General features: G+C 69.2%; 12 protein-coding genes and 1 pseudogene. 5 read left to right on the forward strand and 8 right to left on the reverse strand.

Annotated features, from left to right (window positions below; genetic code table 11):
* Nucleotides 1-5: 5 nt before the first annotated feature.
* Nucleotides 6-761: an SDR family NAD(P)-dependent oxidoreductase gene (locus EP757_RS00055; protein WP_127542169.1), complete on the forward strand. Its 756-nt coding sequence runs from the start codon at nt 6-8 to the stop codon at nt 759-761.
* A 611-nt stretch (nt 762-1,372) separates the two neighbouring features.
* Here the strand turns inward: EP757_RS00055 and EP757_RS00060 are convergent.
* The gene (locus tag EP757_RS00060; protein WP_127542170.1) at nt 1,373-1,957 is read right to left on the reverse strand and encodes a TetR/AcrR family transcriptional regulator; all 585 of its coding nucleotides are present in this window, start codon (nt 1,955-1,957) and stop codon (nt 1,373-1,375) included.
* An 80-nt stretch (nt 1,958-2,037) separates the two neighbouring features.
* Here EP757_RS00060 and EP757_RS00065 point away from each other — a divergent pair, with 80 nt between their 5' ends.
* Entirely contained in the window at nt 2,038-3,177 is a 1,140-nt protein-coding gene (locus tag EP757_RS00065) for an NAD(P)/FAD-dependent oxidoreductase (RefSeq protein WP_127542171.1), read from the forward strand.
* A 218-nt stretch (nt 3,178-3,395) separates the two neighbouring features.
* Here EP757_RS00065 and EP757_RS00070 read toward each other — a convergent pair whose 3' ends face one another.
* Nucleotides 3,396-4,184, reverse strand: a complete 789-nt coding sequence (locus EP757_RS00070; protein ID WP_127542172.1) for an LLM class F420-dependent oxidoreductase — start codon at nt 4,182-4,184, stop codon at nt 3,396-3,398.
* Between the two features lie 43 nt (nt 4,185-4,227).
* Nucleotides 4,228-5,211, reverse strand: a complete 984-nt coding sequence (locus tag EP757_RS00075; protein WP_127542173.1) for an alpha/beta hydrolase fold domain-containing protein — start codon at nt 5,209-5,211, stop codon at nt 4,228-4,230.
* A 131-nt stretch (nt 5,212-5,342) separates the two neighbouring features.
* Between EP757_RS00075 and EP757_RS00080 the strand changes: the two genes are divergently transcribed.
* On the forward strand, nt 5,343-5,906 hold the full coding sequence (locus EP757_RS00080; RefSeq protein ID WP_127542174.1) for a TetR/AcrR family transcriptional regulator: 564 nt from the start codon (nt 5,343-5,345) through the stop codon (nt 5,904-5,906).
* A 250-nt stretch (nt 5,907-6,156) separates the two neighbouring features.
* Here EP757_RS00080 and EP757_RS00085 read toward each other — a convergent pair whose 3' ends face one another.
* Genes EP757_RS00085 through EP757_RS00095 form a run of 3 tightly spaced genes read right to left on the reverse strand, consistent with a single transcriptional unit; the run spans nt 6,157 to nt 8,794 of the window.
* Complete coding sequence (locus EP757_RS00085; RefSeq protein WP_127542175.1) at nt 6,157-6,816, reverse strand: response regulator transcription factor; 660 nt, start codon at nt 6,814-6,816, stop codon at nt 6,157-6,159.
* The gene (locus EP757_RS00090) at nt 6,813-7,967 is read right to left on the reverse strand and encodes a sensor histidine kinase (RefSeq protein ID WP_127542176.1); all 1,155 of its coding nucleotides are present in this window, start codon (nt 7,965-7,967) and stop codon (nt 6,813-6,815) included. Before EP757_RS00090 ends, EP757_RS00085 begins: the two co-directional genes overlap by 4 nt.
* The gene (locus tag EP757_RS00095) at nt 7,964-8,794 is read right to left on the reverse strand and encodes a CPBP family intramembrane glutamic endopeptidase (RefSeq protein ID WP_127554012.1); all 831 of its coding nucleotides are present in this window, start codon (nt 8,792-8,794) and stop codon (nt 7,964-7,966) included. The genes EP757_RS00090 and EP757_RS00095 overlap by 4 nt, the downstream gene beginning before the upstream one ends.
* Nucleotides 8,795-9,155: 361 nt before the next feature.
* Here EP757_RS00095 and EP757_RS00100 point away from each other — a divergent pair, with 361 nt between their 5' ends.
* Nucleotides 9,156-10,385 carry a serine hydrolase gene (locus tag EP757_RS00100; RefSeq protein WP_127542177.1) on the forward strand — a complete coding sequence of 410 codons (1,230 nt, stop codon included), beginning with the start codon at nt 9,156-9,158 and terminating at the stop codon, nt 10,383-10,385.
* Between the two features lie 90 nt (nt 10,386-10,475).
* Complete coding sequence (locus tag EP757_RS00105) at nt 10,476-11,663, forward strand: alpha/beta fold hydrolase (protein ID WP_127542178.1); 1,188 nt, start codon at nt 10,476-10,478, stop codon at nt 11,661-11,663.
* Between the two features lie 16 nt (nt 11,664-11,679).
* On the opposite strand, the gene EP757_RS00110 is transcribed toward EP757_RS00105, so the two are convergent.
* Together EP757_RS00110 and EP757_RS00115 are read right to left on the reverse strand one after the other, a co-directional pair.
* On the reverse strand, nt 11,680-12,051 hold the full coding sequence (locus EP757_RS00110) for a MarR family winged helix-turn-helix transcriptional regulator (RefSeq protein ID WP_232050294.1): 372 nt from the start codon (nt 12,049-12,051) through the stop codon (nt 11,680-11,682).
* Between the two features lie 13 nt (nt 12,052-12,064).
* A pseudogene (locus tag EP757_RS00115) lies at nt 12,065-12,265 on the reverse strand (RidA family protein); the annotation flags it as partial.
* Between the last annotated feature and the right edge of the window lie 79 nt (nt 12,266-12,344).

The following is a 12,344-nucleotide window of genomic DNA, read 5'->3' on the forward strand; positions in this document are numbered from 1 at the left end:
CCCTGATGAACACACTCACCGGCAAGACCGCACTCGTGACCGGAGCGGCGACCGGTATCGGTCTCGCGGTCGCCCGCCGGTTCGCCGCCGAAGGCGCCCGCGTCGTCATCGCGGACCGGGACACCCCCGCCGCACAGCAGGCCGCTGAAGCGATCGGCGACGTCGCGCGGGCGGTCACCGTCGACATCGCCGTGGAGGAATCGGTCAGCACCGCCTTCTCGGTCCTCGCCGCCGACGGCTGGTCGCCGGACGTCGTCGTCGCCAACGCCGGCGTGCAGATGTTCGGCGCCGACGCACCCGCCGCCGACCTCGACCTGGAGGTGTGGCGCCGCACCATCGACATCAACCTCACCGGTACGTTCCTGACCGTCAAGTACGCGGTCCGAGCCATGCTCGCCACCGGCGGCGGATCCATCATCCTGACCGGCAGCCCGACCGGCGTCAACGGCGAAGGCAAGGACTTCACCGCCTACAGCGCCTCCAAGGCGGGCATCCACGGCTTGGCCCGTACGGTCGCCGCCGCCTATGCGGAAAACGGCATCCGGGTCAACACCGTGATCCCCGCCTACACCGAGACAGGCCTGGTCACGACGATCAGCGAAGACCCGCAGTCACGCGCCGCGATCATCGGCCGGATCCCGATGCGCCGGGCCGGCACTCCCGATGACATCGCCGGAGTCATGGTCTTCCTGGCCGGCGACGACTCCGCCTTCGCTACCGGAGCGTCCTTCGCGGTCGACGGCGGCATGACCACACTCTGACAGCGAGGAAGTCCTCGCGATTGCTCAGCATCGCGGGACCCGAGCGCGGGAGCACCCAGTCGCGGTGGCCGGTGTCGGGTTCGGTCCGGAGCCTACGGATGGCTCTGCTCTTTGCTGTGCCCTAGCATCCGCTCCGGCGCGTTCGTCGGAGCGGTCATCGCCGATCCCAGGCGGACAGTTGCTCACCGAGCATGGTGGTCGCCTCGCGGGCCGGCGGCCGAAGTGGACTAGGGACGGCCGTGATCGACACCGTCGAACTGCCGGTAAGTGACGTCGACGCCCAGCCCATGGGCCCGGTCGGCGAAGTCGTGCACCTCCGCCCGGAGGGTGTCGCCTCGGCAGCTGCTTGCCAGCCATGAAAGCCCTGCTCAAGCAAAGGTCACCGAAAGGGAGTTCGACGCGGACGGAAGGCTCGCGAGCTGTCGAGTACGAGCCGGCCACGAAGATCGACCGGAATCCCGGCGTAACCCCTACGCACATACGTGCAAGGGCTGACAGGATTTGAACCTGCGACCCCTTGTTCTAATCCCGCAAGGACAGTACAGCGGGCCGAAACCCATGCCGCTGAGCGCACGGAGGCTGGATGGCCTACGCCTACCGCTGCGGCCTGGTCACCTGACCGGGTCCGGTCGCACCCAACCCCGTGCCAGGATGTCGAAGATCGCCTCGATGGCGGCGCGTGGATCTGGCCGGCCGCGGACGAGGGCGGGGATCTCCAGCACAAATCGGGCAAGCGCCACGCAGCTGAGGTCGTCGTGGTGCGCACCGCACTCCTCGGCTATGGCGGCGCTGAGGCTGTCGGTGTGCCGGGTCCACATGCGTTCGGCGTAGGAGCGCAGCGCCGGCGTGGCGTCGACCAGCGCGACGAACTCAGCCGCCTGGGGGTGCCGCGCGATGGGCAGGTAGGCGTCCAGGAAGTGGTCGCGGAGTGCGCCGACGATGTCCTGGCCGCCTCGCCCGCGCACTGCCGCGATCAGCTGAGCCTCGTTGTCGCGTTCCTGGTCGAAGACCAGCGCCTCCTTGCCGGAGAAGTGTTTGAACAGCGTCGTGGTCGACACGTCGGCCGTGTCGGCGATCTCGCGCAGGCTCACCCGGTCGTAACCGTGCTCGAGGAACAGGCGGAGGGCCGCGTCGGCGATCGCCTGCCGGGTGGCCGCCTTCTTGCGCTCGCGGCGGCCGACGGGTGTCTGGGTCATGAGCCGAGTATAGGGCTCGGTGGCATCAGACAAAAAGTTGAGTCGTTGCACTTTTGTATTTGTTCTGCTTTTCTTAGGGCATGACCTCACCCACCAGAGAAGCGCGGATCGACATCATCGGTGCCGGGCCAGCCGGGCTCACCTGCGCTCGCATCCTGCAACGGCACGGCATCACGGTCACCGTTCACGATCGTGACCCCGGCCCCGACGCCCGCGACCAGGGCGGCAGCCTCGACCTGCGTGCCGACAGCGGCCAGCTCGCCCTGCGCGAGGCCGGTCTCCTCGACGAATTCCTGCGGCTGTCCCGCCCGGAGGGCCAGGAGATGCGCATCCTGGGCGCCGGCGGCGAGCTGCGGGCACGCGTCGTCCCGGAGGAGGGCGAACTGTTCAAACCCGAGATCGACCGCGGCCGGCTGCGCGACGTTCTGCTCGATTCGCTGTCGCCCGGCACCGTCCGGTGGGGTCAGGCGCTCACCCATGTCAGCGGGCCCGCCGGCGGCCCCCGCACACTGCATTTCGCCGACCGCACCACCGTCGAGACGGACCTGGTCATCGGCGCCGACGGGGCGTTCTCCCGGGTTCGCCCGGCGGTCTCCCCGGCCGTCCCGCAGTACACCGGCGTGAGTTTCACCGAAGCGTGGTTCCACGCCGTGGACGATCGGCACACCGAGCTGTCCGCACTGGTCGGCCCGGGCAGTGCTACCGGAGCCGACGGCCGGCGCGCACTGTGGGGCCAGCGCAACAGCGGTGACCACATCCGCGTCTACATCATCCGCAAGGTCCCGGCCGACTGGATCACCGCCGCCGGCTTACCGCCCGACGACACCGCCGGTATCCGTGCCCACCTGCTCGGCGAGTTCGCCGACTGGTCGCCCCGCATGCGGCGGATGATCAGCGACAACGACGGCCGGTACGTCGACCGGCCGATCTTCGCGCTCCCCGTCCCGCACGTCTGGGACCAGGATCCCACCGTCACCCTGCTCGGTGACGCCGCCCACCTCATGCCCCCACTCGGCGTCGGCGTCAACCTCGCCATGCTCGACGCCGCCGACCTCGCGCTCGCGCTCGCCGGCTCCACGACCATCGGCGAGGCTGTTCGCGCCTACGAGGACACCATGCTGCCGCGCTCCACCGAGACCGCCAAGCTGCTCGAAGGCCGCGCCGAGGATCTGCTCAGCGATGACCTGCCGCCCGAGTTCGGCGACGATCACGGCGCCTGAGGGCACAGCGGCGCCGGGCTTCACCCGTAGCCGTCGCGGTGAAGTTGACCTTCAAAGCGACCAGGCAATGGGTGCAAGCCGCCGAGCACATGATCACCCACGAATAGCGGGGAGCAGTTCTCAGCTCAGCAGCCGACCCGGCGCACTGCTCCACAGCACCTCGATGTCGGCAGCCAGCGTGTCGCGCTCACCCTGAACCCGTCGTCGCCCTTGACCCGTCAGGTGGCTGCGTCCCGCCATCGCAGGAGGCGCCGGACGCCGTCGAGGTCCCGCAGGCCCATGGCACGGCCCTGGAAGATCCGCACGCCCATCGCGTACAGCTCGTCCAGCCGGGTGTAGTCGGAGGCAGCCCAGGGGTCGGACACCGTGACGCCGACCTCGATCTCGTCGGGGTCACGGCCCACCCGGTCACACCAGTCGCCGAGCACGCCCAGCTTGCGGCGCAGTGTGACAGCGTCGGACAGGCTGTGCCAGATGTCGGCGTGCTGCGCGACGATCCGCAGGGTCTTGCGCTCACCGGCGCCGCCGATCAGCACCGGGATGTCCCGTATGGGAGCCGGGTTGAGTAGCTTCCACCGGGCTTTGATCCGCGGCAGGTCGGCTGCCAGCGCGGCCAGGCGCGAACCCGGTGTGCCGAACGGGTAGCCGTACTCGTCGAAGTCGCGGGCGAGCCAGCCGGAGCCCGTCCCGAAGATGAGCCGGCCGCCGGAGATGTGGTCGACCGTGCGGGCCATGTCGGCCTGCAGGTCGGCGTTGCGGTAGGCGGTGCAGTTGACCAACGGCCCGAGCGTCACCCGCGAGGTCTGTTCGGCGAGGGCGCCGAGCATGGTCCAGGCTTCCAGGTGCGGGCCGTCGCTGGCACCGAAGAGCGGGAAGAAGTGGTCCCAGTTGAAGACGATGTCGACGCCGAGGTCCTCCAAGGCGCGGACGGTGTCGCGGACCTCGGCGTAGTCACCGTATTCGTTCGTGATCTGCACCCCGACGCGCGCGGGGACGTCGACCTTCATCGTCGTCCCCGCAGGGTGGGCCCTTCGGCCGCCGGTGCGCAGGTCACGGCGCCGGGACCTCAGTGTCGCGGAAGTGACGGACGATCGCGTCGAGGAATCGGGCCGAGGCGCGCCGGGAGGTCTCCGCCTCGGGGGCGAACGACATGAACGCGTGGTAGGCACCGGGCACCAGGTGCAGCTCGGTCGGGACGCCGCTGCGGATCAGCGTCCTGGCGTACCGCAGCGCCTCACCCACGAACAGGTCGAGCTGTCCGACGACGATGTACGCGGGGGCCACGCCGGCCGCCTTTGCCGCCCGGGCGGGCGCCGCATACGCGGGGACGCCCGGACCGGCGTGCGCCTCACCCAGGACCGACTGCCAGGCGAAGCGATTGCTGGGCGCCGTCCACACGAACTCACCCGCGTACGGCAGGGGGTCCGGTTCGGCGTCAGTCCCGGTCCGGTCGTCGAGCATCGGGTACTGCAGGAACTGCGCCGACAGGCTCACTTCTGCACGGTCGTGGGCCAGCAGCGCGAGGCCCGCCGCGAGCCCACCGCCTCCACTCTCTCCGGCGACGGCAATGCGCCCGGCCGGGAATCCCAGTTCGGCGGCAGCAGTGTGCAGCCACGTGAGCACGGTGTAACAGTCCTCCAGGCCGGCCGGGTACGGGTTCTCGGGCGCGAGCCGGTAGTCGACCGCCACCACTACGCAGCCCGCGGTGTGGGCGAAGTGCCGGCTCTGGGCGTCGTAGCCGACGGAGCTTCCCATGATCATTCCTCCGCCGTGCAGGAAAATGAGAGCTCCGCGGGCGGTGTCGCCGGCGGGTGTGTGCACCCGGACCGGGATGGAGGTCCCGTCGGGGCGCGGCACCTGCCGTTCCACGGTGGTGACGCCTGGTGCGTCTGGCGCCGACAGCGCCATGGCGTCGACAGCCGGCCGGAAGTCCGCCAGCGTTTCCGCGGACACCCCGAAGGGCGGAACCGCGTCCAGGGCCACTCGCAACTGCGGCTCGACCTGGTCCTTACTGCTGAGGGGCGATGGCACCACGGCAATTCTCCTTGAGCGAAATGATGCTTCTGATGTCAGCGACTGACATCAGAGTAGCACCGCATGTCAGTCACTGTCATCAGGCTTGCTGTCATGCGACGACAGGCACCGACATCACTTACACTCGGCGCGTGGCCAGATGGACACCGAACGCGCGCGGGCGCCTGGAGACGGCAGCACTGGAGCTCTATGACGAGCACGGATACGACCAGGCCACGGTCACCCAGATCACCGAGCGGGCAGGGCTGACCGAGCGCACGTTCTTCCGGCACTTCGCCGACAAGCGCGAGGTCCTCTTCGGCGGGTCCCAGCTGCTGCAGGATCATCTCGTCGAGCGCGTGACCGACGCACCGCCCTCCGCCGCCCCGTGGGAGGCGATGACCGCCGCGCTGAGCACCGCAGGTGACGTATTACCCGCCGACCGTGAGTACTCCCGCCTACGCCAGCGCGTCATTGCGGCTCATCCCGGGCTGATGGAGCGGGAACTGATCAAGCTGGCCACGCTTTCCGAGGCGCTGGCCGACGCCCTTCAGCGGCGCGGAATCGCGGCCCGCACGGCGCACCTGGCCGCCGACACGGCGATCGCGGTCTTCAAGGCCGCGTTCACACGCTGGCTGGAGACACCGGAGCAGTCGGACTTCGCCACGCTCGTGCGCGAGGCCAGCGAGGAACAGCGGGTCATCGTCGGGGGATAGCTCCGCTCGCGGACACCGACCGGGCGGGGCAAGCACCGGGCGAGCCTCTGTGACGCGCGCACCCGCACCGCTCGAGCACGCCGATCAGCTGGTGCAGTCTTCGGCGGCGTTCGTGCTGTCGTATTCGCCGGGGCCGCTGTGGTCGACGGCGAACACACGGTGCTCGGCGGCGAGCGGAAGCACCTGTCGGCGCCCACCTGGTGCGCTTCGACACGCCGGGCTGGAACGCCCGGGACATCAGCGAAGGTCTTTAGGTGACCAAGCCCTGGCGATAGGCGTAGACGACCGCCTGCACGCGGTCGCGCAGGCCCAGCTTGGTGAGGATGCGCGACACGTACGTCTTGACGGTCTCCTGGCTGATTACGAGCGTCGCGGCGATCTCAGCGTTGGACAGGCCGTTCGCGATCAGGCGCAGCACCTCCAGCTCGCGCGGGGTCAGCGCTGGGTCGCCCGTGGCGTCGTCCGCGGGCCGAATGCGCACCGCATACCGGCCGACGAGCTGCCGGGTGACCTCCGGCGCCAGCAGTGCAGCGCCGGTGGCGACCGTGCGGATGCCGTGCAGGAGCTGGGCCGGCGGGGCGTCCTTGAGCAGGAAGCCGCTCGCGCCCGCGCGCAGCGCCTCGTACACGTACTCGTCGAGGTTGAAGGTGGTGACGACGAGGACCTTAACGGGGTCGGCGACACCGGCACCCGCGAGCAGCCGGGTGGCCTCGATGCCATCGAGCACCGGCATTCGCACGTCCATCACGACGACGTCGGGCCGTACCCGGGCGGTCAGGTCGACGGCGGCGCGGCCGTCGGCGCACTCGCCGACCACCTCCATGTCGGGCTGGGCGTCGATGATCGTCGTGAAGCCCATCCGGATCAGCGCCTGGTCGTCGCAGACCAGCACCCGGACCGGCGCTGTCACGACGGGCTCCCGGCAGGGATGCGGGCGCGCACGACGAACCCGCCGTCGACGGCGCGGCTCGCACTGAACTCGCCGCCGAGCACGCCGACGCGCTCGCGCAGCCCGGCCAGGCCGCGGCCGCTGCCGCCCGGGGACGCATGCCGCGACCCCGGGCCCTCGGTGCTGACCTCCACCATCGTCACATCCGGCGCGTGCCGCACATGGACGGCGGTACGGCTGCCGTGCGCGTACTTGAGGGCGTTCGTCAGTGCTTCCTGCACGACCCGGTACACCGCGACCTCGGTGCTGCCGGACGTCTGCGAGAGGTCGCCGTCCTCGGTGAACTCGACGGGCTGCCCGGCCTGCCGGGTCTGCTCCACCAGGGCACGAAGCTCCCCGACGGACGGGGTGCGCGGCTCAGTGCCGTGCTCCGGGTTCAGCAGGTCGAGCAGGTTACGCAGGTCGGATACGGCGCGGCGACCGGTATCGGTGATCGCGGTCAGGGTCTGCGCCAGGCGTTCTGGGTGGGCGGTCAGGTAGCGTGCCGCCTCTGCCTGCACCACCATCGCCGTCACGTGGTGGGTGACCACGTCGTGTAGCTCCCGGGCGATGCGCGTGCGCTCGGCTGCGCGGCTCGCTTCGGCCACTGCCCGGCGGCGTTCCACCTCGGCGGCGCGGGCGGTCCGCAGGGAGGAGCCGAACCACCACAGCACCGCCATTCCCGCGTAGAAGGTGGCAAAGCCGGCCGGACTCTCGGCCGCGCCGTTGCCGGTGAGCGCTAGGACCAGCGTCACGTACGCGGCCGAGACCAGCACGACGGTGGTACGCCGGGACCGCTCCAGGTGCGCTCCCGCGCTGAATACGGCGATGGTCAGCGCGGTGGCGGCGAGGGTGTGGTACCCGCGGAGCTGGTCGGCGGCGAACCCGAGGGACACCAGCGCCAGGCTGGCGGCGGGCCAGCGCCGGCGGATCGCCAGCGGCAGGCACTCCACGGCGACGACGGCGAACGCGAACGCGTCCAACGGCCGGGTGGGGACGTCGCCGACCTGGGTGCCGTGGCTGTTCACCGCAGGCACCAGCGAGGCCAGGGCGAGAGCCAGCGCCAGGGGCAGATCGCGGGCAGGGACCGGGAGCCTGCGCCACCACGCCGCAACCCTGCCGATGTCGATCATCGAGCAACCGTAGCGTATGCGGCGACGCCGGCTCCTCGGCTGCCCGGCCGTACGATGTGACCGCGGCGGTGAGCCATGACCAGGAAGATCAGGGTCAGCAGGGTGCCCGCGCCGACCGCTGCCACACCGCCCTCGGGGCCGAAATCGCCTCCGGTGAACAACTCCGGGCCCGTGATCGTGACCTGGATCAGGCCCTGGCCGAGACCGTTACCGGACGACGTCAGGGTGAAGACGCCGGCGAGCAAGAAGTTCCAGGTGAAGTGCAAACCGATCGGCACCCACAGGTTACGGAAGGCAGCTAAACAGGCGGCCAGCATGAACCCGGCTTCGACGGCGATGGCGAGCGCCCCCCACAGGGTGGCCTTCTCGTTGAACAGATGCATCGCGCCGAACGCCACACCCGTCAGGATCAGCGACGAATAGGTGCCGAGCCGCTCCTCGACGATCCGGAACAGCACACCCCGAAACAGCACCTCCTCGGTCACTGCGGCGGCCGCCATGAACCCGAAGATGCCGAACGTGTTCGACACCGAGCCGGCGCCGACGAAGTGCACGTCGCCGTTGAAGGCCAGGTTGACAGCGACCGACGCGAACATCGCAGCGCCGATCAGTGCGCCCGCAGCGAACCGCGTGCCGCCGCCGGCGAGTTCGGAGACGTCGCGATGCTCGGTACGCCGCACCACCCAGCGGTAGGTGAGGACGGTCAGGACCGCCGACACCAAGCCGGCAGCAAGGGTCAGCCATGGATTGGCCTGCACCGCGGCGGTCGCCTGGCCACCGACCACCATGACCGCCAGCACGGCCAGGAATTGCTTCACGAAACGCATAACGGCTCCTTCACCAGAGCGGCCGGGGCACCGCGCTGGGAAAATGCTATGGATCAACAAGCCAGAGATCGTCACCTCGCGGTGGACACCTGCGGGTAGCTCGCTCGGGGGACAAAGACCCGGCACCGCCGGGTTCGGCCGATCATCAGCGGCAGATCAAAGCCGCGCTGGGGCTGATCATCGCGGCGGGCTGAACCGCAAAATAAGGTCAAACGGAGATCTTCATTTCGCTAGCGTCTGGCCCGAAGCCAGCCACGGACCGACACCAGTGTGGCGGACGGTCTGTCCCCCGGATGAGGGACAGACGAGTGTCCACTGAGTGGTGACGTTTTCCCTCTTCGATCTCTCTAGCGTCGTCGGCATGAGGAAATCACTGATGACCGCCATGGTCGCGTCGACGGTAGTGGGAGCCGCCGTCGTCGGTATCGGAGCCGCTCAGGCCACGACCCCCAGCTCGCTGACGCCAGCCGCGTTCCGGCCGAGCCTGAGCGCCACTCTGCAGGCCGATGCCAACGCGCTGCGCAAGTACGGCGCGCCGGGCGTGCTGGTCGAACTGGACACCTCGCGCAGTGACATCCGGGTGCGTAGTGGCTACGGCAACATCGCGAAGAGCACCCCGATCGCGTGGGACGCGAAGTTCCGGATCGGCAGCTACACCAAGCCGTTTGTGGCGGCGACTGTGCTGCAGCTCGTCGGCGAACGCAAGCTGTCGCTGGACGACAAGGTCGAGCGGTTCCTGCCCGGCCTGATCCGGGGCAACGGCAACGACGGCCGGAAGATCACCGTGCGGCAGCTTCTGCAGCACACCAGCGGCCTGCCCGAGTACACCAACGCCATGGCCGCTCTGGGCACCGAGGAAGGATTCCAGCAGTCGCGCCTGCGTACCTGGACGAACGCCGAACTCGTCGGCCTTGCCATGCAGTTCCCGGCCGACTTCGCGCCGGGCACGCGGTGGAGTTACTCCAACACCGGCTACGTCGTCGCCTCGATGATCATCGAGAAGGTCACCGGCCGGACCTGGCAGCAGGAGGTCCGCAACCGGATCGTGCGGCCGCTCGGCCTGCGCGACACCTACCTGCCGGGCACCACCCCGACGATTCCGCGCCCGCACCCGGTGGGCTACCAGCGGTTCCCCGGCCCGGACGCGACGCCGGAGGATCCCCGCTACGGCGAACCGATCGACGCCACGCTGCTGAACCCGTCCCTGGCCGGCCCCGCCGGCGAGATGATCAGCACTGCGGACGACGCCAACACCTTCCTGCGGGCACTGATCACCGGCAAGGTGCTCAAGCCCGCCCAGCTCGCCGAGATGCTTCGCACCGTGGAGACCGATGACAGGCTGCGGGCCAGGTGGCCCGGCGCCCGGTACGGCCTGGGCATCGTGTGGGCGGACAACTCGTGCGGCGGCTACTGGAGCCACGGCGGCGACATCCCCGGGTTCATGACCCGCAACGGCGTCACCCCGGACGGTTCCCGCAGCGTCACCGTGTCGATCAACACCGACTCGCTCAAACCGGAGCCCGGCGTGCCGATGCCCACGGTGGACATCACCACCGACCTGATCGACCACGCCCTCTGCAACGCCCGCTGAGCCCGTTCGTCAGGTGGGGCCGCGCCTTTTCCGATCGCCGCCGCGGCCCCACCTGACGATGTCGGCCATCGCCGAACAAGGACAATTGACATGAGAAAGCCGCTCATCGTTCTCGCCTGTGCCGCTCTGCTCACCGCGGGTGCGGGGGTCGCCAACGCCGACGTATCTTCCCAGCCCACCGCGTCGTCCGGCTGGGACGACATCACCCGCGAGCAAGTACGGATCGACCTCGGCCACGGCTGGGTCACCAAGGCCGAACTGACCTATCCGAACGCTGCCCAGGGAGGCTTACCGCTGGTCGTGTTCCTGCACGGCAGCGGACGCAACGATATGAACCAGACGCTGCCGGGCGGCAAGGGCTCGACCTTCGTGGGGCTTGCGCAGGCAGCCGGCCGTGCGGGCTACGCGACGTTGCGCTTCAACAAGCGCGGGGTGAGCGACATCGGGCCGATACGCACCACTGATACCGCCCAGTTGGAGCCGAAGCGTCCCTACGACCGGACCCAGCAGGACGCTGCCGCGGTGCTCCGGTTCGCGGCCAGATCACCGCGAGTGAACCCTTCGAGGATCTTCCTGATCGGCCACAGCGAAGGCACCAACGTGGCCGCCAACCTCGCCGCCGAACCGCACAAATTCGGCGTCCCGAAGCCGGCCGGGGTGGTGGCGATGGCAGTCCTCGGCAAGCCTGTGAAGCAACTCCTGACGTTCCAGATCTACGGTCGCCTGCCGCTGCAGCTACACGACGAGTTCGACCTCGACGGCGACGGCCGGCTGACCGCCACCGAGGCCACCGACGGCCTGGTGGGCCAGCCTCAACCGGTCGCCGACCTGTTCCGCTCCGTCCTGCTCGACGGCAAGAAGGTCAAGGCAAGCACCGACCGAAACCACGACGGTCAGATCGCCATCGACACCGAGGCCGGCGCGGTGCTGCGCACGATCACCGGAATCGACGCCTACCCGGCCATCCCCGGCCTGGACCCCCTCCTGGTCAGATACATCCAAGACCTCGCCCGCTTCCCGGACGCCGGGAAGGCACTGCCCCGGTTCTCCGGCCCGACGCTCTTACTCAACGGCGAGAACGACCTGGAAACCCCGGCCCGAGCGGCGCTCACCGCAGACGCCGCCTTGGCAGCGGCCGGCAACAAAGACCACAAGGTGGTCATCTATCCGGGCATCGGGCACACCATGAACATGTCGCCGAAGTTCGCCGACGAACTGGGCGAACCAGACCCGCGGGTGATCGCGGAAGTTCAGGGATGGCTCGAGGCCCATCGTTGACAGCGGTTCAGACGTTTCATCTCGGATCGCCACAGCAAGGGCCGACGAAGGACGAGGCTGGCGCAGGATCGTGAACATGGCCTGCGGGGAGCAGCGATGCCGAACGCACTCTCGGCCTCCCTCTGCGCGACCGCGCCGCGTCATAGGTCTGCAGCCCATGTTCGGTGTGCTCGACGACGTTCCTGCGTCGGTCCGCGGGATCGGTTCGTCGCGTGATGATGCCTTTGCGTTCGAGCACGTCCAGCAACGCCACCATCGTGGTGCGATCGATGCCGAGCGTCTGCGCCACCTGCAGCTGCGACGCCGATTCACGGTGAGCGAGGCCCCGAAGCGCCCGAAATCCTTGCTGTCGATCCCCAACGAGGTGCTCCGGCACGTCGAGCGCCACGATGCCGAACAGCGACGCCGGCCAGGGCGGTTCCCACGTTCAGGTAGCACTGCTCGACCTGGGCGGCGAGATCGCCGTCGCCGACCGGCGCGCCCTGCTCATCCCAGGAGACCTGGCCCGCGACGTGGATCAGCTTCGACCCGGTTGCCACCGACACCTGTCGGTAGATCGGGATCTCGGGCAGCCCGCTCGGGTTCACCAGGGTTACGGCCATGTCTGCTGCCTCCGTGCTCTCTTTCGGTTACTGGGAAACCGCTCGTCGACGGCGGCGACAGTTCGGGATGCCCGCGTCA

The organism is Actinoplanes sp. OR16 (assembly GCF_004001265.1).
Classification (GTDB): domain Bacteria; phylum Actinomycetota; class Actinomycetes; order Mycobacteriales; family Micromonosporaceae; genus Actinoplanes.